The 18,486-nt window shown below is 65.8% G+C and carries 20 protein-coding genes; 12 read left to right on the top strand and 8 right to left on the bottom strand.

Going from position 1 to position 18,486, the window contains the following annotated elements:
- Positions 1-45: 45 nt before the first annotated feature.
- Positions 46-246: a DUF2905 domain-containing protein gene (locus tag ACFPOU_RS20525; RefSeq protein ID WP_379725742.1), complete on the bottom strand. Its 201-nt coding sequence runs from the start codon at positions 244-246 to the stop codon at positions 46-48.
- 349 nt (positions 247-595) lie between these two features.
- Between ACFPOU_RS20525 and ACFPOU_RS20520 the strand changes: the two genes are divergently transcribed.
- The 3 genes from ACFPOU_RS20520 (at position 596) to ACFPOU_RS20510 (ending at position 3,759) form a co-directional block, all read left to right on the top strand.
- Positions 596-1,105 (top strand): host attachment protein, encoded by a 510-nt coding sequence (locus ACFPOU_RS20520; RefSeq protein WP_379725739.1) that lies wholly within the window; start codon positions 596-598, stop codon positions 1,103-1,105.
- A gap of 148 nt (positions 1,106-1,253) precedes the next feature.
- Positions 1,254-1,832: a lipocalin family protein gene (locus ACFPOU_RS20515; RefSeq protein ID WP_379725736.1), complete on the top strand. Its 579-nt coding sequence runs from the start codon at positions 1,254-1,256 to the stop codon at positions 1,830-1,832.
- Positions 1,833-2,130: 298 nt separating this feature from the next.
- A complete protein-coding gene (locus ACFPOU_RS20510; protein WP_379725733.1) occupies positions 2,131-3,759 on the top strand; it encodes a methyl-accepting chemotaxis protein in 1,629 nt (542 codons plus the stop codon).
- Positions 3,760-3,839: 80 nt separating this feature from the next.
- On the opposite strand, the gene ACFPOU_RS20505 is transcribed toward ACFPOU_RS20510, so the two are convergent.
- A complete protein-coding gene (locus ACFPOU_RS20505) occupies positions 3,840-4,526 on the bottom strand; it encodes a hypothetical protein (RefSeq protein WP_379725730.1) in 687 nt (228 codons plus the stop codon).
- A 242-nt stretch (positions 4,527-4,768) separates the two neighbouring features.
- Between ACFPOU_RS20505 and ACFPOU_RS20500 the strand changes: the two genes are divergently transcribed.
- Positions 4,769-5,755 carry an LLM class flavin-dependent oxidoreductase gene (locus ACFPOU_RS20500; protein ID WP_379725727.1) on the top strand — a complete coding sequence of 329 codons (987 nt, stop codon included), beginning with the start codon at positions 4,769-4,771 and terminating at the stop codon, positions 5,753-5,755.
- Between the two features lie 63 nt (positions 5,756-5,818).
- On the opposite strand, the gene ACFPOU_RS20495 is transcribed toward ACFPOU_RS20500, so the two are convergent.
- Both ACFPOU_RS20495 and ACFPOU_RS20490 read right to left on the bottom strand, forming a co-directional pair.
- Positions 5,819-6,409 carry an isochorismatase family protein gene (locus ACFPOU_RS20495; protein WP_379725724.1) on the bottom strand — a complete coding sequence of 197 codons (591 nt, stop codon included), beginning with the start codon at positions 6,407-6,409 and terminating at the stop codon, positions 5,819-5,821.
- Positions 6,410-6,460: 51 nt separating this feature from the next.
- Complete coding sequence (locus ACFPOU_RS20490) at positions 6,461-7,636, bottom strand: PQQ-dependent sugar dehydrogenase (protein WP_379725721.1); 1,176 nt, start codon at positions 7,634-7,636, stop codon at positions 6,461-6,463.
- Positions 7,637-7,756: 120 nt separating this feature from the next.
- Here ACFPOU_RS20490 and mepK point away from each other — a divergent pair, with 120 nt between their 5' ends.
- From mepK to ACFPOU_RS20460, 6 genes are all read left to right on the top strand, one after another.
- Complete coding sequence (gene mepK / locus ACFPOU_RS20485) at positions 7,757-8,293, top strand: peptidoglycan L,D-endopeptidase MepK (protein ID WP_379725718.1); 537 nt, start codon at positions 7,757-7,759, stop codon at positions 8,291-8,293.
- 59 nt (positions 8,294-8,352) lie between these two features.
- Complete coding sequence (locus ACFPOU_RS20480; protein ID WP_379725715.1) at positions 8,353-9,120, top strand: hypothetical protein; 768 nt, start codon at positions 8,353-8,355, stop codon at positions 9,118-9,120.
- Entirely contained in the window at positions 9,117-9,419 is a 303-nt protein-coding gene (locus ACFPOU_RS20475) for a hypothetical protein (RefSeq protein WP_379725712.1), read from the top strand. The genes ACFPOU_RS20480 and ACFPOU_RS20475 overlap by 4 nt, the downstream gene beginning before the upstream one ends.
- A 94-nt stretch (positions 9,420-9,513) precedes the next feature.
- The gene (locus ACFPOU_RS20470; protein ID WP_379725709.1) at positions 9,514-9,891 is read left to right on the top strand and encodes a hypothetical protein; all 378 of its coding nucleotides are present in this window, start codon (positions 9,514-9,516) and stop codon (positions 9,889-9,891) included.
- On the top strand, positions 9,845-10,975 hold the full coding sequence (locus ACFPOU_RS20465) for a PQQ-dependent sugar dehydrogenase (protein ID WP_379725707.1): 1,131 nt from the start codon (positions 9,845-9,847) through the stop codon (positions 10,973-10,975). The genes ACFPOU_RS20470 and ACFPOU_RS20465 overlap by 47 nt, the downstream gene beginning before the upstream one ends.
- A gap of 12 nt (positions 10,976-10,987) precedes the next feature.
- A complete protein-coding gene (locus tag ACFPOU_RS20460; protein ID WP_379725704.1) occupies positions 10,988-11,431 on the top strand; it encodes a thioesterase family protein in 444 nt (147 codons plus the stop codon).
- A 50-nt stretch (positions 11,432-11,481) separates the two neighbouring features.
- Here the strand turns inward: ACFPOU_RS20460 and ACFPOU_RS20455 are convergent, their stop codons facing one another.
- Positions 11,482-11,988 (bottom strand): DUF3016 domain-containing protein, encoded by a 507-nt coding sequence (locus ACFPOU_RS20455; protein ID WP_379725701.1) that lies wholly within the window; start codon positions 11,986-11,988, stop codon positions 11,482-11,484.
- A 212-nt stretch (positions 11,989-12,200) separates the two neighbouring features.
- On the opposite strand from ACFPOU_RS20455, the gene ACFPOU_RS20450 reads away from it, so the two are divergent.
- Both ACFPOU_RS20450 and ACFPOU_RS20445 read left to right on the top strand, forming a co-directional pair.
- Positions 12,201-12,959, top strand: a complete 759-nt coding sequence (locus ACFPOU_RS20450; protein WP_379725698.1) for an endonuclease — start codon at positions 12,201-12,203, stop codon at positions 12,957-12,959.
- 111 nt (positions 12,960-13,070) lie between these two features.
- On the top strand, positions 13,071-14,573 hold the full coding sequence (locus ACFPOU_RS20445) for an HD domain-containing phosphohydrolase (RefSeq protein WP_379725695.1): 1,503 nt from the start codon (positions 13,071-13,073) through the stop codon (positions 14,571-14,573).
- 90 nt (positions 14,574-14,663) lie between these two features.
- Here the strand turns inward: ACFPOU_RS20445 and ACFPOU_RS20440 are convergent, their stop codons facing one another.
- The 3 genes from ACFPOU_RS20440 to queC form a co-directional block, all read right to left on the bottom strand.
- Positions 14,664-16,616: a GAF domain-containing sensor histidine kinase gene (locus ACFPOU_RS20440; protein ID WP_379725691.1), complete on the bottom strand. Its 1,953-nt coding sequence runs from the start codon at positions 16,614-16,616 to the stop codon at positions 14,664-14,666.
- A gap of 103 nt (positions 16,617-16,719) precedes the next feature.
- Complete coding sequence (locus ACFPOU_RS20435; RefSeq protein ID WP_379725687.1) at positions 16,720-17,226, bottom strand: hypothetical protein; 507 nt, start codon at positions 17,224-17,226, stop codon at positions 16,720-16,722.
- A gap of 430 nt (positions 17,227-17,656) precedes the next feature.
- The gene (queC, locus tag ACFPOU_RS20430; protein ID WP_379725684.1) at positions 17,657-18,370 is read right to left on the bottom strand and encodes a 7-cyano-7-deazaguanine synthase QueC; all 714 of its coding nucleotides are present in this window, start codon (positions 18,368-18,370) and stop codon (positions 17,657-17,659) included.
- Between the last annotated feature and the right edge of the window lie 116 nt (positions 18,371-18,486).

The raw sequence follows: 18,486 nt of genomic DNA, 5'->3' as shown, positions 1-18,486 counted from the left end.
ACTGCCAATGGCGGGCCGGCTGGCGGCGATGGCGCCAGGCGCTGCTCAGCGCCGGAAGATCCAGAGAATGACCGAGATGACGATCGAAACGACGATGCAGGTGACGATCGGGAAGCTGAAGCTGAAGCCTTCGCGCACGATGTGGATGTCGCCCGGCAGGCGGCCGAAGGGGAGCCGGCGCAGCCACGGCCAGGCCAGGCCGACGGCGGCGATGACGAGGCCGACGACGATCAGGGTGCGCTGCATGGGGTGGCTCCGGGGATGCGTGCAGGGTGCATGCCGTTCTTCCGCAGTGGTCGATGGATGCCCCTGATTTTGCGCCAGGAGAGGCGCAAGATGGCGCGCGCATGGGGTGCGTCGGGCTGGGCGACCCCGGTGCTATACTGGATCGACGCGACGATCGAATGCAGATGGATCCGGTCGCGCTGTTAGGGCGCCGCGCCCATGCCGGGTGTACGCCCAGGGTCGACACACCCCTGACAGGACTCATCTGTATGCGATCGCCGGTCTTTATGTCCGTGCCCGCAGCAAGCCGGCCCCGTGCCTGGCCGCGGGATCGGACTTCATTCACGCTTCATCATTGACAGGGGGTAGCATGCCAACAACCTGGATTATCACGGCCAATGCGGGCCGCGCACGATTCTTCTCCGAGGACGGTCCAGCAGAACCGCTGCAAGAACTGGAAGACATGGTCAACAACGGCGCGCGCCTGCGCGACCAGGAAATCAACACCGACCGGGTCGGCAATCTGGCAGCGGGCAAGAGCGGGCATGCCATCGGCGGCGCGCAGGGCGGCGGCGCGCAGCACAATGCCAGCGCGGGTGCGCCGAACAGCCAGTACGAGCCGAACCAGACGCCGGCCGAGCACGAAACCGAGCTGTTCGCGAAAGACCTGTCGCACTACCTGCTCAAAGCCCAGCAGGAAGGCCGTTACCAGTCGCTCGTGATTTCGGCTTCGCCCCAGTTCCTCGGCACGCTGCGCAACAACCTCGATGCGCACGTCAAGGCGGTGATCAAGCAGGAATTCAACAAGGACTATACCCAGGTGCCCGTGCACCAGTTGCGCGAACAATTGCAGGCGGCCCAGGCCAAGTCCGCGGAGTAAAACGGTACCGGGACTCGTCCCATGACGCCAGCCCGCCCGGGGTGGCGTTTTTTTTGCCCCCCGCCGCGCCAGGCGCACGGTCGCGATTCGTGCGGCCGCGTTCGCCGTTGCGCCCTACCATGGCGGTATCGACGAACGAGGAACCACCATGAACAAGCGCTTGATGTCGCCCCTGGCCAAGGGAACGCTGCTGGTCTGCATGGCGCTGCTGGGGATGAAGGCCTGGGCCGCCAGCGGCGAGGCCAATCCGCGCAGCGACCTGGCCACCATCCCCGCGCTCGACCTGCCGCGCTACCTTGGCGAGTGGTACGAGATCGCGAAGTTCCCGAACCGCTTCCAGCGCAAGTGCGCCGGTTTCACGAAAGCCACCTATAGCGCCCTGCCCGACGGCCGGGTGCGGGTCGAAAACCGCTGCCGCCTGGCCGACGGCGGCACCGACGTGGCAATCGGCGTGGCGCGCCAGGTCGGCGCAGCCAATTCGCCGCGCCTGAAAGTGCGCTTCGCGCCGGCCCTGCTCTCGTTCCTTCCAATGGTCTGGGGCGATTACTGGATCATCGACCTCGACCGCGAGTATGGACTGGCGGCGGTGAGCGAACCGAAGCGCGAATACCTGTGGATCCTGTCGCGTACCCCGACGGTCGACAAAGCGGCCTACGACGCGCTGGTGGCGCGCCTGTCGGGACAAGGACTGGACGTGCGCAAGCTGGTGCGTACACCGCAGCAGTGATCCGCGTTATCACCTGCAGTGTTAAAGCCGAAACAAGTATTAGCGCAGTCAACAAGCAAGGCGGCCCGCCTGCCTGCTTCGGTGCGGCCGCGCGCTCGCCGGCGCCTGCCGGCGCGGCAATGACGGCTTCTACTGACCCTGTTGCCCCCATGCTACATCAGCCGCCAAATCGTCGTTTCCGCGGCAAATAAAGCTACGAAAAGTCAAAAAAGTGCAAGAATGAACCAGGTTTCCACACAGAAACCAGAACACATTCAACCCTTTTTCCACGTCTGGCTTCCGCACGGTAAGGCGCTCCATGAAACTGAACGATTTCACGATTCGTACCCTCCTTCTCGCCGGCTTCGGCACGGTCCTGAGCTTGATGCTGGCGGTGGCCGCCGTCGGCATCGTCCAGATGGGCAAGGCAGACAGCCTCACCCTGCGCCTGTCGGGCCAGAGCATGCACCGCGCCGGGCAGCTGCAGGAATGGCTGGCAGTGGTCGAGACGAACGCCGCGCGCACGCTGGCCGCCGCCAGGCTGAGCGATCCGGCCGACGAAAAATTCTTCCTCGACGCGATCTCGGCTTCGTCCAAGCGCGCCGACGAGCTGCAAGCCTCGATGAAGGAAAGCGTGGCTGACGACGCGGTCGCCGGCGCCTTGTTCGCCGATGTGCTGAAAGCGCGCGAAGCCTACCGCGCCGCGCGCAAGACGGCGTTCAAGCACAAGGCCGATGGCAATCACGAGGCGGCAGCGGCATTTTTCCAGAGCGACATGCTGCCGAAGGTGACTGCCTACATCGGCAGCCTGCGCGCCCTGCTCGACCACCAGCTGCGTACGGTCGCGCAGGACACGGCGCGCATCGCCGAAGGCTTCGAAGCGGGCCGCCGCCTGCTGGTCGGCCTGGCCGTGCTGGCGCTGCTGCTGGGTACCGGCTTTGCCTACTTCATCAGCCGCGCGATCGCGCTGCCGCTGCAGGCGGCGGTATCGGTGGCCCAGACCGTGGCCAGGGGAGACCTCAGCAGCCGCATCGCCGCCGGCGGCGCCAGCGAGACCGGCGCCCTGATGGGCGCCCTGAAGGAGATGAACGACAACCTGGTCGGCATCGTCAGCCAGGTGCGCAGCGGCACGGTGACGATTGCAGGCGCGGCCGACCAGATCACGGCCGGCAACCTGGAACTGTCCTCGCGCACCGAGCAGCAGGCCAGTGCGCTCGAGGAAACCGCTTCCTCGATGGAAGAATTGACCGTGACCGTGCGCCAGAATGCCGACAATGCGCGCGAAGCGAATGCGCTGGCGCAAACGGCGTCGAACGTGGCCGGCCGCGGCGGCGCCACCGTCGGCCGCGTGGTCGAGACGATGGACGCGATCACGCAAGCGTCGAACAAGATCGCCGACATCACCGGCGTCATCGACAGCATCGCCTTCCAGACGAATATCCTGGCCTTGAACGCGGCGGTCGAGGCGGCGCGCGCCGGCGAACAGGGACGCGGCTTTGCCGTCGTCGCCTCCGAGGTGCGCGTGCTGGCCCAGCGTTCGGCCGGTGCGGCCAAGGAAATCAAGGCCCTGATCGGCGACTCGCGCGGCAAGGTCGAGGAGGGCAGCCGCCTGGTGGCCGACGCCGGCGCCACCATGACCGAGATCGTCGACAGCATCGGCCGCGTCACGTCGATCATGGCGGGCATCGCCCTGGCCAGCCAGGAACAGTCGGCCGGCATCGATCAGGTCAATGTGGCGATCACGCAGATGGACCAGGTCACCCAGCAGAACGCGGCCCTGGTCGAAGAAGCGGCGGCCGCCTCGGAAGCCCTGCGCGAACAGTCGCGCGCGCTGTCGGCGCTGGTGTCGACCTTCCGCTTCGACGACGGCGCGGCGCCCGCGCCCGCTGTCGTCACGACGGCGCCGGGCGCACGGCGCGCGCCGCCGCTAGCCTTGCGCCAGGCCTGAGCGGCGACCCGCGCGGATGTATGCACGGCGCTCCAGGGCGCCGTTTTCACGCCGGCGCCGGGCGCGGCGGTAAAGCCGATTCAACGCCCGCTGGTGCCCGTGGTGGTGGTGCCGGTACCGGTCGTACCCGTCGTACCGGTGGTGCCCGTCGTACCGGTGGTGCCCGTCGTTCCGGTGGTGCCGGAAGTACCGGAGGTGCCCGAGGTGCCGCTGGTGCCCATCGAACCGCTGGTGGTGCCCGTGGTGCCGCCGGCGCCGGTAGCGGTGTCCATCGAGCCGCTGGTGCCGCTGGTGCCGCTGCCCATCGAACTGCCGCTGCCCGTCGTACCGCTCATGCCGCTATCCATCGTCCCGCTGGTGCCGGACGTACCCGTGCTGCCGCTGGTGCTGCCGCTGCCGCTGGTGCTGCCGCTGCCGCTGCCGCTGCCGCTGGTGCTGCCGCTGCCGCTGGTGCCGCCCGCGCTGCCGCTGCCGCTGGTGCCCATCGCACCGCTGCTTGATGTGCCGCTGCTGCCGCTGGTGCCGCTGGTGCCGCTGCCCATTGCGCTGCTGCCGGATTTGCTCTTTTGTTTCTTCTGCTTCTTGCCCGAACCGGTGGTGCCGCTATCCGAACTGCCCATAACCTGGTCGCTCGCCTGCGTCCGTCCCGCGGCGCTGCCGGCCTGGTCGGACGTGGTACTCGTTTGCGCATGCACGTTGAACGAGCTTGCCATCGCAGCTGCCACCGAGGCGCCGAGCAGCGTTTTTAACAGTGTGTGCATTGTCATGTTCTTCTCCTGATGTTTGGGGGCTTGGCGCGTCACAGACGCTCCTGAAAGCTCAACAATATCAATGACATAATTGAGGGGGCCGAGTGTAGATAGGTCGGCCGAAGAGTAGCGCACGCTAGCCTGCCGGAAAGATATTCGACACGCTTTCAGGGGTGCCGGCACCGGGGTTCCGCGCCCCGCCGCGCCACCGTATCGGGGCGCGCCCAGCGGGAAAAAATCCTTCGGCGTATCATGAAACCATGATTCCATTCTCCATACTCGACCTGTCGCCCATTGCCGAAGGCAGCGACGCACGTGCCTCTTTCCACCATTCGCTCGACCTCGCCCAGCATGGCGAACGCTGGGGGTTCAACCGTTTCTGGCTGGCCGAACACCATGGCATGCCGGGCATCGCCAGCGCCGCCACCTCGGTGCTGATGGGCTATGTCGCGGCCGGCACGTCGACGATCCGCGTCGGCGCCGGCGGCATCATGCTGCCGAACCATTCTCCGCTCGTCATTGCTGAACAGTTCGGCACGCTCGAATCGCTGTTCCCGGGCCGCATCGACCTGGGCCTGGGCCGCGCGCCCGGTTCCGACCACGTGACGGCGCGCGCCCTGCGCCGCAACCTGGCCTCGGATGCGGACGAGTTCCCGCAGGACGTCCTCGAGCTGATGGATTATTTTGCCGATTCGCCGCGGCGCCAGGTGCGCGCCATTCCCGGCGCCGGCCTGAACGTGCCGCTGTGGATACTCGGTTCGAGCCTGTTCGGCGCCCAGCTCGCCGCGCACCTGGGCTTGCCGTATGCGTTCGCGTCGCACTTCGCGCCGCAGATGATGATGCAGGCGGTCGAACTGTACCGCGCCAACTTCAAGCCGTCCGCGCAACTGGACAAGCCGCACGTGATGCTCGGCTTTAACGTCTTCGCGGCCGAGACCGACGAGCAAGCGCATTTCCTGGCGACCTCGATGCAGCAGGCCTTCGTGAACCTGCGTAGCGGCCGCCCCTCGCGCCTGCAGCCGCCGGTACGCGGTTACCTCGACATCCTTGGGCCGCAGGAAAGGTCGATGCTCGATTCGGTGCTGGCGTGCTCGGCGATCGGCGCGCCGGAGACGGTGGCGGCGCAATTAAAGGCGTTCATCGCGCACACGGGGGCGGACGAGCTGATGATCACGTCGCAGATTTTCGATCACGCGGCGCGCTTGCGCTCGTACGAAATGACGGCGCGGATCCGCGACGCGGCATAGGACAAGCGCGGGTCGACCCACGGCAACCCGCCTTCACGGCGCAGGCAAGCGGCCCAAGGTCCGCTAGGCTTCGCCGGTTCCCGCCTGCAGCGCATCGATCAACTCGGCCGTCGTCCTTACCCTTCCCATCGCCCGGAACGTGTTCTTGCACGCGGCATGGTGCGCCTCGGCCGTGAGGCCGCTCATCGCATCCTCGGCAAACACGAGCGCGTAGCCGCGGTCGTAGGCCGCGCGCGCCGTCGACTCGACCCCTAGGTTCGTGACGATGCCGCCCAGTATCAGGGTCTTGATATGGCGCCGCCGCAGCAGCTGGTCGAGCTCGGTGCCATAGAAGGCGCCCCACTGGCGCTTGACGATCACGACATCCGTCGCTTCCACGCCGGCCGCGGGGGCGAAGTGGGAAGCGTCCGGCGGCGCTGCCGGCGCGCCCGGCGCGCGCAGGGGCGCATCGGCCGGCGGCGACTGCAGTTCGTTCATCAGGACGCGCACGAACACCACCATGCCGCCGCGGGTGCGCATTTCCTGCGCCAGCGAGACGCAGTTGCCGAGCACGCCTTGTGCCGAATACGGCGCCAGCGCGCGCGCCATATTTCCGTTTTGCAGATCAATCAGCACCAGGGCGGTGCTGGCCAGATCGATCGAAAAGTCGTCCATTGCTCCCTCCTTGCAGCGAGTATCGATGAAGCGGCACTGGCGCGGCGCCGCTCAGGACTTGTCCGGCACGATGCGCAGGATGCGCGAATTGCCCTCGTCGGTGAGCACGTACAAATGCCCGTCCGGCCCCTGCCGCACGTCGCGCACGCGCTTGCCGATGTCGAGCTTTTCCTGGCGCACCACCTTGCCTTCCTTGTCGAGTTCGACGCGGCGCACGTCCATGCCGGCCAGGCTGCCCGAAAACAGGCTGCCGCGCCATTGCGGAAAGGCCGTGCCCGTGTAGAGCGCCAGGCCCGAGGGCGCCGGCGAAGGCGACCACACCACCAGCGGATCGACCATGCCCGGCACGCTGCCCTTGCCGACCGGCGCGCGCGTGACGTAGTCGAGGCCGAGGGTCTGGATCGGCCAGCCGTAATTCTTGCCGCCCACCACGCGATTGATTTCGTCGCCCCCGCGCGGGCCGTGCTCGCTCGCATAGACGCTCGCGCCCGCCACCACCATGCCCTGCACGTTGCGGTGGCCGTAGGACCAGAGTTCCGGCAGCGCACCGGACTGCGTGGCCAGGGGATTGCCCGGCGCCGCCTTGCCCTCGGCGGTCAGGCGCAGGATCGAACCGTTGTGGCTGCCCAGGTTTTGCGCCTGGTCGCGCGCCAGCATGCTGCCCACGCGCTGGGGCGGGTTGCCGCCATCGCCTATGCTCATCAGCAAGGAACCGTCCGACATCCAGGCCAGGCGCGAGCCGAAGTGCTGGCCCCCGCTTTTCGCCGGAGCGGCGCGGAACAGGGTCTTGATGCCGGAAACCTTCTTCCCGTCGAAGACACCTTGCACCAGGATGGTCCGGTTCTCGCTGCTGCTGCCGCTGGCCATGGTCATGTAGAGGCGCACGTTCGGGCCCTTGTCGGCCGGATGCAGCGCGATGTCGAGCAGGCCGCCCTGCCCGCTCGCCATGAGCGCCGGCAAGCCCTCCAACGGCACGGCTTGCACCTTGCCGCCGGCGACCAGGTGCAGCGTGCCTGCCTTGCCCGTGACGAGCATGCGCCCGTCGGGCAGCCAGGTCATGGCCCAGGCTTGCGGCAGCGCGTCGGTCACGGTCTCGGCGCGCCAGCCCTGCACCACCGGCGGTTCGGACATCGGCGCGACCTGGGCCCTGGCAGGCAAAACGCTGCCTGCCAGGAAAAGAAAAGGCAAGGTGTTACGCCCGACCACGCCGAGTTGACTGAATTGCATGCAAACCTCCATTAAAAGTGATTAATTGACCGTCATCGTGTCGCGAAAAATGCGCATTGACTGCAACAATGACGAAATCGGGGTATACTCTTCGTATCTGACCTTGCGTAAGGATGTTCAATGAACCAGCGACGCTCTTTCCTCAAAAGCTCTGTTGTCCTCGCATCCGCCGTCGGCATGCCGGTGCTGGCGAAAGCCGCCCAGGCCGTGCCCGTCGAGCGCACCCTGCGCCTGTACAACACCCATACTGGTGAAAGCCTGCGCAGCGTTTTTTGGGCCGAAGGCCAGTTCATTCCTGATGCACTGAAAGATATCAACAAACTGCTGCGTGATCACCGCAACGACAAGATCGCGGAAATGGATCCCAAGCTGATCGTACTGCTCAACGACGTCAGTAACCATTTCGGCGAAGCGCCGACGCTGCACATCATTTCCGGCTACCGCTCGCCGGAATCGAACGCCAAGCTCGCTGCCGCTTCCGGCGGCGTGGCCAAGCACAGCATGCACATGGACGGCAAGGCGATCGACATCCGCCTGCCGGGCAAGAACCTGGCCCAGCTGCACAAGGCGGCCATGGCGATGCGCGGCGGCGGGGTCGGCTATTACCCGGACTCCCAGTTCGTCCACATGGATACCGGCCGCGTTCGCTACTGGTAAGCACCATGCGCCCGCTCCCGCGTTGCCTCGCCTTGTCGATTGCCCTGTTTGCAGGGGCAATGGGAACGGCTGCAGCGCAGGAGCCGGTTGCAAAAGTCAATGTCACCACGACACGCGACCCGGTCGACAAATCCTACCGCAAGATGATCGAGGGCATGGAACGCTTCGAACGCGAGCGTGCCTTCGCTCCTAACGCCCCCCTGCGTTTTCAGTTGTTGCCGCGCACGCCCGACGCCAGGATGGACGGCGTGACACTGCGCGTGGCCGGCGATACGGTATCGGTCCCGGTGCCGGTCGCTGCCGACTACACGTTCGTTCTCCCGCGCAACGAGCAAGCCTTGCGCGAAAATGCCGCCGTGCTCGCCAACCGCAAGACCACCAGCATGACCTGGCGCGCCATGATCCGCACTCCCGGCTTGCCGCCCGACACGCGCCGCCTCGGCGACCTGCGCCTCGAATGCCGCGTCGGCACCGAAGCCGGGCTGGTATCGAACAATTCGCAAATGTTCGCCTGGCTCTCGAACGCCCTGCTGAACGCGGACCAGGTGTGCAACAGCCCGAATGGCAACTACCTGTTCTTTGCCGAGCGGGCGCTGTTCGGCGTGCGCCTGCGCGCCGGCAGCCGCGTCGAAGACCTGCCCTTCGCCATGCTGTACGCCGGCGGCGAACAGACGCCCGAGATGCTGCGCTTCTGCGACTGCCAGGTGCTGCTCGACCGCACCTATTACGCGCCGCTCTGGGACCGGAGCTGGCCCGACGATACGCTGATCGAGTTCGAGTACATGACCGATGCGGCGCCCGGCGCGCCCGTTCCGGGGGTCGGATGAAAGCCGCCGCCCTCTTCTGCTGCGCCCTGGTCCTGGCCGGCTGCGCCACGGGCCAGGCCACGCCCGGCACCCAGGTCGCGGCCGAGCGCCTCGCCGCCTCGATCGTGCCCGGCCGTACCACCAAGGCCGAGCTGCTGGCCGCCTTCGGCAAGACCCGCAGCGTCGTCTTCGACAGCGGCTATGAAAGCTGGCTGTACCAGTCGCCCGCAGGCGGTGGCCGCTTTTCAGAATTCGTCGTCCTGATCGACCCGTCCGGAGTCGTTGCCAAAACACGTCAACGTGCCCCCGCGGCGCCCTGACTCGCGCGCGAAACCCGCACTGGCGTGCGCGGCCGGTTCATGAACACTGGCAGAATCTGCCTCACTGACTGTCCGTCTTCTGTCGAGGCCCACCATGCTGGTCGATCGCGTGCGGATGTGTACCCTGTCGCTGCTCTCGCTGCTGTTCCTGCTTGCAGCGTGCGGCGGCGGTGGCGGCAATCCCGGCACGCCGCCATTCGGAGCGCCTCCCGCGACTGCCACCGGCACCCTGCAAGTGATCGTCAATGCCCTGCCTGCCGGCCTGAGTGGCGTGGTGCGCGTTACCGGTCCCGGCGATTTTGCGCAAGACCTGGGCGGCTCGCAGACCCTCGCCAATCTCGCGCCCGGCAGCTACAGCGTCACGGCTTCCAGCGTCACCCTCGGCGCCGCCACTTACACGCCCATGCCCGCCACCCAGCGTGGTCGTGACGGCCGGCGCCGGCGCCAGCGCCACCGTCACCTACAGCAATAGCGCACTGACGCTGGCGCTGTCCGACATCGGCCCCGTTTTCACCGATCCCACCTTCGTCATCGCCCCGCCCGGCGACGAGCGCCTGTTCGTGCTCGAGCGGCGCGGCGTGATCCGCATCGTGCGCGACGGGGCGGTGCTCACCCAACCCTGGCTCGACATCAGCGCGAACGTGTTCACCGGCGGCGAAGGCGGCCTGCTGTCGATGGCCTTCGATCCGAATTTCGCCGCCAACGGCTACTTCTATCTCTACTACACCGACCTGGCCCGGAACATCGTCGTCGAACGCTACACCCGCTCGCCGACGCCGAACCTGGCCGATCCGACCTCGGCATTGACCATCCTGCGCGTGGCCCATCCGCAGTTCACGAACCACTTCGGCGGCCTGGTCGCCTTCGGACCGGACGGCATGCTGTACGCCGGGCTGGGCGACGGCGGCGGCGCCGGCGACCCGTCCGGCAATGCGCAAGACCCCAATGCCCTGCTCGGCAAGCTGCTGCGCGTCGACGTGCGCAGCGCCACCGCCGGCCTGCCCTACACGATTGCGCCCACCAATCCGTATGTGAACCAGCCGCTGCGCCGGCCCGAGATCTGGGCCGCGGGACTGCGCAACCCCTGGCGCTACGCCTTCGACGGCGAGCAGCTCTACATCGCCGACGTCGGCCAGGACGCGCGCGAGGAAGTCAATCTTGCCGCCCTCTCCCAGGGCGGCCTGAACTACGGCTGGGACATCATGGAAGGCAGCGCCTGCCATGAGGCCGCCACCTGCGACCGCACCGGCCTCACGCTGCCGGTATTCGAATACGAGCAGGGCGCCGCCAAGGTCAACGGCTGCGCGATCACGGGCGGCTACGTCTACCGCGGCGCGGCGCTGCCCGAGCTGGCGGGCCGCTATTTTTATTCCGATTATTGCCGCGGCTTCGTCAAGAGTTTCTTCGCCACAGGGGCCGGTATCGTCGAGCAGCGCGACTGGGGCTTGAACACGGCCGGCCAGGTGGTTTCGTTCGGGCGCGACGGCGCGGGAGAGCTGTACCTGGTCAGCGCCAGTGGGCGCATTTTCCGGCTCGTTCGGGGGAGCACGGGCTGATAGAATGCGCGGATGGCTCGCTTACAACTCCACTTCCCCGAAGACCAGTACTGCTATTCGACGCTGCTGACGGTGCGCGTCACCGACATCAACGGCGGCAACCACCTCGGCAACGACTCGATGATTTCAATGATCTCCGAGGCGCGCGCCCGCTTCCTGTTCGAGTTCGGGGTCCCCGAAACCGAGGGCGACGGCACCGGCATCATCGTCACCGACCTGGCCACCACCTACCGCGCCGAAGCGCATGCGCGCGACGGGTTGCTGTTCGAAGTGGGCGTCATGGATTTCAACAAGTACGGCGGCGACATCACCTTCCGCATCACCCGCCCGCGCGACCAGGCCCTCGTTGCAATGGCCAAGTCCGGCTTCGTCTTCTACAACTACAAGACCAGCCAGGTCGTGGCCATGCCGGACGCGTTTCGGAACAAATTCGCCCGCGTGAACCAGGTCGACTGAGCCGCGTCGACCGAGCCGCGCCGCGCGGGCATCGGCGGCGCGATGCGCCATCAGCGGCGGGCGGCGCGCTCGCGCTCGCGCGGCACGATCGTCGCGTAGAACCAGTCGTCGATCATGCGCCGCTCGTAGCGCAGGGTGTCGCCATCGCGGTAGCGGCCGATGCGGTCCATGAAACCCATGTCGCGCAATTGCGCGTCGCCGCTGCGCACGACCTGGCCATTGCTCTCGATCGTGTAGTGCAGGTCGATGCGCGGCCAGTCGGCGCCGTTGCTTTTTACAATCCGCAAGTCGCGCGCGCCGCGGCCCGGGTATTCGCGCCCGGCCAGATCGATATCCTTGACATCGATGCGCAGGTTCTGCCCCGGCGGCAACTGGGCGCCCAGCTTGGCGAAATGCTCGGTCAGGTCTTTCAGCACCGCCTCGCGCTCCCATGGCGAAAACGGCAGGTCCGAGAAGCGCTCGGGCTGGATATAGTTGACGGTCACGTCGGCGGAGGCGGCGCCCGCGGCCAGCGCCAGCAGGCCACCCAGGGCCAGTGGTCGAATCACGTTCTTCATGGCGATTCTCCTTTCGCTATCTTGCTGCTATCTTCTTGCTGCTATATACGGAAATATACGCCGCGTCCGGAAACGGCAATGTCTACGCCAAGTAAATTTGGTATCCAATTGTGAGGCATTCGGTTAATCCACGCACAGCCGGCCTCGCATCGCCAGCGCAGACTTGCCGGCAAGGAGGATCGACCGTGCCAGAAGGACCATCGCTTGTCATCTTGAAAGAAGAAACAGCCCGTTTCGTCGGCCAGCAGATCGTCGATGCCGGCGGCAACACGGCCACCATCGATGCCACGCGCCTGCTCGGCCAGACCATCGTGTCGCTGCGCACCTGGGGCAAGCACTTCCTGATCGAAACGCCCACCATGGCGATCCGCATCCACTTTCTTTTATTCGGCACCTATCGCATCAACGAGCAGCGCGAGGGCAAGCCGCCGCGCCTGTATCTGCGCACGGCCGCGGGCGAGGAGCTCAATTTCTACGCCTGCTCGGTACGCGAGATCGACGTCGACCTCGACAGCCAGTACGACTGGCGCGCCGACGTGATGGGGGATGCCTGGGACCCGGCGCTGGCACGCAAGAAGCTGCGCGCCCGGCCCGACATGCTCGCCTGCGACGCCCTGCTGGACCAGGACATCTTCTCGGGCGTGGGCAACATCATCAAGAATGAAGTGCTGTTCCGGATCCGCGTCCATCCGGCCTCGACCGTGGGCGCCCTGCCCGCGCCCAAGCTGCGCGCCCTGGTCGAGCAAGCGCGTCAGTACAGCTTCGACTTCCTCGGCTGGAAGCGCCAATGGGTACTCAAACAACATTGGCTGGCACATGCCAAGCGCATCTGCCCGCGTTGCGCCATTCCGTTTTCCAAGGCCCATCTCGGCCACAGCAAGCGGCGCAGTTTTTTCTGCGAACAGTGCCAGAAACGCTATGGTGAACCGGTCCCTGACTCATCCGCCCCACATTCCCGATTGTTGCCCTGAACGCCAGCATATTGCCTGTTGTTAATGCAGCGTAGCCGTACTACAATCGATTCGACCCTGCCCGCGCAGGGCTTTTCCTTCGTATCGACTTCCAACGGTAACGGAAACACCATGTCTTTTCTGTCTCCCGCCACACCCAAGCTCGCGCCATGGAAAGTTTTGCTCGTCGACGATGAACCCGACATCCATGACATCACCAGGCTGACGCTGAACCGCTTCCGCCTCGATGGCCGGGGGCTGACTTTCCTGCACGCCTACAGCGGCGCCGAGGCGAAGGAAATCCTGATGCGCGAGAAGGATGTCGCGCTCGTCTTCCTCGACGTGGTGATGGAGCGCGAGGACAGCGGCCTGGAAGTGGCGCGCTGGATGCGCCAGGACCTCGACAACCAGTTCAGCCGCATCGTGCTGCGCACCGGCCAGCCGGGCCAGGCGCCGGAAGAGCGCGTGATCGTCGACTACGACATCAACGATTACAAGGAAAAGACCGAACTCGACCGCACCAAACTGTTCACCACGACCTTCGCCGCGCTGCGCGCCTACCGCGACATCATGAAGGTCGAGGATGCGCGCCGTGTGCAGCTGAGCTACCGCGAAGGCCTGGAACGCGTGCTGGCAGCCTCGTCGCACATCTTCAAGCAGCGCAATCTGAAAGACTTCGCCAGCGGGCTGCTGCAGCAGGTCGTCGCCCTGCTGCGCCTGGAACAAAGCATGCTGCTGCGCCTGAAAGGCGCGAGCATGATCAGCGGCGAAAGCCAGTACGAAGTGCTGGCGAAAATCGGCGAATTCGGCGACGGCATCGACCCGGCCCTGCTGGCCCAGCTCGACGAGGCGCGGCACAACCGGATTTCAAAATTGCATGGCGATACCTATGTCGGCTACTTCCCGAACAACAGCGGCAAGGCGTCGCTGCTGGTGCTGCAAGGCGTCGAGGAAATTTCCGAGATCGATGCCCAGCTACTGGAAGTGTTCTGTTCGGGCGTGGCGATCGCCTTCGACAACATCCTCCTGAACCAGGAAATCACCGACACCCAGGCCGAACTGATCCTGCGCCTGGGCGACGTGGTCGAGTCGCGTTCGAACGAGGCCGGCAACCACGTGCGCCGCATGGCCCAGGTCTGCCACCTGCTGGCCCAGGCCTCGGGCTTGCCGGAAGACGAAACGGCGATCCTGATGCACGCCGCGCCGATGCACGACATCGGCAAGATCGCCACGCCCGACGCCGTGCTGCTCAAGCCCGGCCGCTTGAGCCCGGAAGAATGGGAAGTCATGAAGCAGCACCCGACGGTCGGCTTGCAGATCCTGGACGGCTCGAGCCGCCCGATCCTGAAAGCCGCTGCCGTCATCGCCTACCAGCATCACGAAAAATACGACGGCAGCGGCTATCCGCAGGGGTTGAAGGGCGAAGACATTCACCCGTATGCGCGCATCGTCGCGGTGGCCGACGTGTTCGATGCCCTCAGCCATGCGCGCGTCTACAAGGACGCCTGGCCGATCGGGCAAGTGACCGGCTACCTGCGCGAAGTGGCGGGACAGCACCTCGATCCGGTGTATGTCGATTTGCTGATCAAGAATATGGACAAGGTGATGGAGATCAACCGGCAGTGGCCGGATTGAGCGGGGAGCGTGCCGGCTGGGGGCGGTGAGCGCGCGACCTCGGTACCGGCCCGGACGCCAGGTGGCGCCGGCCGCCCTGCCCCCTGCCCGTCACGCGGCCAGCTTCTCCGCCCGCCGGCTGCGCGGGAAACGCAATGCGTAGCGCAAGCCCGCGCCCGGCGCACTTTCCACCCGCACGCTGCCGCCCAGCGGACCCGTCACCAGGTTGTAGAGGATGTGCGCGCCCAGGCCGCTGCCGCCGTTGCCACGCTTGGTCGTGAAAAACGGGTCGAACAGCTTGTCGAGCGTCTCGCCATCCATCCCGGCGCCGTCGTCGGCATACGAGAACGAGACGATGTCGTCCGCGACCGAGACGCCGATTGCGATCCGCCCCTTCTGACCGTGCTCGAAGCCGTGCACCAGCGAATTGACCAGCATGTTGGTGACGATTTGCGACACGGCGCCCGGGTAGCTTTCGAGCACCAGGTCGGCCGGGCAGTCGACCTCGACCGTCACGGGACGGCCCTTGAGTTTCGGCTGCAGCGACAGCAGCACTTCATTCAGATAACTGCGCAAATTGAAGCTGCGGATATCGTCCGAGGACTGGTCGACCGCCACCTGCTTGAAACTGCGCACGAGCGCGGCGGCGCGCTGGGTATTGGTGGTCATGATGCGCAGCGACTGGTCGACGATGTCGAGGAAGCCGTTCAGGCTATCCCCGGTCATCTCGCCGGCGCCGAGTTCCTCGCGCGTCAGGCGCAGCTCTTCCACCAGATGGCTGGTCGCCGTCACGCAGATGCCGAGCGGGGTGTTGATCTCGTGCGCGACGCCGGCCACCAGGCGGCCCAGCGAGGCGAGCTTTTCCTGGCGCACCAGTTCGCCCTGGGCTTGCCGCAACTGGGTCAGCGCCGTGTTCAGGGCGGCGTTCTGCTCTTCGAGCATGGTCTTGGTCGTGCGCAGGCGCTGGTCGGCCTGCATGCGGGCCAGGGCGACGGCGACATGGCTGGCCATGAAGGCGAGCAGGTCGAGGTCGGCCTTGGTGTAGACCACGGCCGGATCGTAGCTCTGCACGACCAGCACGCCATACGGCTTGTCGTGCACCAGCATCGGCGCGCCCATCCAGCTGGCGATGTCGGCGTTGCCGAGCGGCTCCCGGACCAGGCCATGCGCGACCAGGCGCGCGAAGCTGCCGGCATCGTGCAGTTGCGCCTGCTTCGAGGCCAGCACGTAGGAACACATGGCCTTGCCGTAAGGGAAGCGCGTGACCGGGGCCTGGGCATCTTTCTGGTCGACGAAATACGGAATGCTGATTTCCTGCGTTTCGGGATGGTACAAACCGATCAGGAAATTCTGCGCCACCATCAGTTCCCCGATAATGCGGTGCAGGCTGGCGGTGAGCACCTCGGTATCGGCGGCGCTGGCCGACAGGGTGGCGATCTGGTACAGCGCGTGCTGCACCTGCTCGGCGCGGCGCCGTTCGGCCACTTCGTGGGCCAGGCGCGCGGTGCGTTCCTGCACGGCGCGTTCGAGCCGGTCCATGCTCTGCAGGCTTTGCAGCGCCACCGAGACATGGTTCGCGATCACGCCGAACAAGGCCTGGTCCTCGATGCTGTAGGTGTGTTCCGGCGTATAGCTCTGGATGACGATCGCGCCCAGCGGCAGGTGCTGCTGGTCGAGCAGCGGGCAACCCATCCAGTGCTCGGCCGCGCTGCCGGCGCCGAAATTCGAGCCTTGCGCCTCGCGCGCCTCGAAATCGGCGGCGGTGACGACCAGGGTCTGGCGGTTCAGGATGACCCAGGCCGTGGGCGACTCCTCCGGGGAACCGAGCGTGACCGAGTGATTCAGCGGCGGGCCGTCGTCGAATTCGTCGACGAAATACACGAAGCGCACGGTGCCTTCGTCGCGCTCCGACAGCGCCACATAAAAGTTGGCCGCATACATGATGAGGCCGAGCGCGCGGTGCACCGCGCGGATGAATTCGGTGATGTCGCTGCAGCTGGTCGAGGTCCGCCCGATGTCGAGCAGCATCGACTGGACCGCTTCCAGCCGGTCAAGACGTTCCATGGCTTCCCCTGAAATTAATTCCCAAAGGAAATATTAACAGTGGGAACGCTTTCATGCACCTTCCCTGCGTGAAAGTGTGGCGTCCTGGACGCGGGCCGCCTGCCTACGAGCGCGGCGCCTTGAAATCGTTCTCGATCCAGGCCGTCGCCGTGCCCGGCGTGAGCTTGAAGCTCGCGGCCACGCGCACCTGCGCCACCTGCTCGCTCATCTGGTCGGTCGCGGTCAGGATCGCATACGGGTCGTCGTCGTCCGGCTTGATGTCGAGCGTGACCTTCAGCTCGCCGCTGCCTTCGGTCCACACGTACAGGCTCTTGTGCAGCATCGCGTGCAGGTGCTGCTCGTGGCGGCGGATGACTTCCGACGCCGTCTTGATCAGCGTATTGAAGGCGTTGACGTCGAGCGGCTTCGGGTTTTTCTTGTCGCGGCCCATCGTCCATGGACCGACCAGGGCCGGTTCCGGCTCGCCATCCTTGAACATGGCGACCGCCCAGCCCTCGTCATCGTCGTTCTTGATGACGCGCGCGGTCCAGCCGTTGCCTTTCCACAAGCGCGGCTCTTGCACCGGCGCGCTGTCGTCTTCCGGTTCCAGGTTGGATTCTTGGTCGTTCATCGCTCACTATGTCCCTCTGCGGGCTGTCGCCCAAAGACGAGATCATAGAGGAAATTGCAGTAACGAGCGCACCATTCGCATGCCGGGCAATGCCGGCGGGCGCACCGGGGGCGGGGGCGGCGTGCGCAGCGGGTCGATATACCGCTGCTTCGGCGCTTCCCGGTTGAACGGGTTGATGATGATGGGTGGAATGGCAGGCGGAGCCGATGGCGGACCCTTCGGTCCCCCGCCCGCCCGCACCGGCGGCGGTGCGCTTGGCTGCACCTTCATCGTTGAGCTGACGACATGCATAAGGTCCCTCCTACAACAGAGCAGGCTGTCAGTATAGGCGGCGCCGAGCGCATTGCAAGGTCGGAAAACGCGCGATGTTCGCCGGCGCCCTGCCGCCGTGGGACCTGCTCCCGGGCGCCGCCGAGGCCGGCTACTAATGCTAGGCAGCCGCCTTCTGCGCCGCGAACTGCGCATGGCCGCGCGCGCGCAGTTCGCAGGCCGGGCAAGCGCCGCAGCCATAGCCCCAGTCGTGGCGCGCGCCGCGCTCGCCGAGGTAGCAGGTGTGGGTCTCGAAACGCACCAGGTCGACCAGGGCGGTACCGCCGATCTGCTCGGCCATTTCCCAGGTTTGTTTCTTGTCGATCCACATCAGCGGCGTCTCGACCTTCAAGCGCGTCGCCATGCCCAGGTTCAGGGCGACCTGCAGCGCCTTCATCGTATCGTCGCGGCAATCCGGATAGCCCGAGAAATCGGTCTCGCACATGCCGCCCACCAGCACCGTCAAGCCACGCCGGTAGGCGACCGTCGCCGCCACCGTCATGAACAGCAAATTGCGACCGGGCACGAACGTATTCGGCAACCCGTTCGCCTGCATTTCAATGGCAACATTGCTGGTCAGCGCCGTATCGGAAATGCGTGCAATCAGCGACAGGTCGATCATGTGGTCTTCGCCCAGGCGCGCGTCCCAGTCGGGCGACAATGCGCGCATCTTTTCCAGCACCGTCGGGCGCACGGCTAGTTCGATCGCGTGGCGCTGGCCGTAGTCGAAGCCGATGGTTTCCACGCGCGCATAACGCTGCAATGCCCAGGCCAGGCAGGTGGTCGAATCCTGCCCTCCACTGAAGAGAACGAGCGCGGTATCGGATGCGAGCATGTGTTGTTTTCCATTCATTAAACGTTCGCCATCATTTTTGCAATTCCGCTAAGATTCGCCCAGCTTTTATACTCAGACGGAGATACATGGTTCTCGCAACATCCAGCCGGACCGCA

The sequence above is a fragment of the Massilia jejuensis genome (genome assembly GCF_042656795.1).
GTDB lineage: Bacteria > Pseudomonadota > Gammaproteobacteria > Burkholderiales > Burkholderiaceae_D > Telluria > Telluria jejuensis.
Note: the sequence above shows the minus strand (reverse complement) of the source record. Positions and strands in the feature narration are given on the sequence as shown.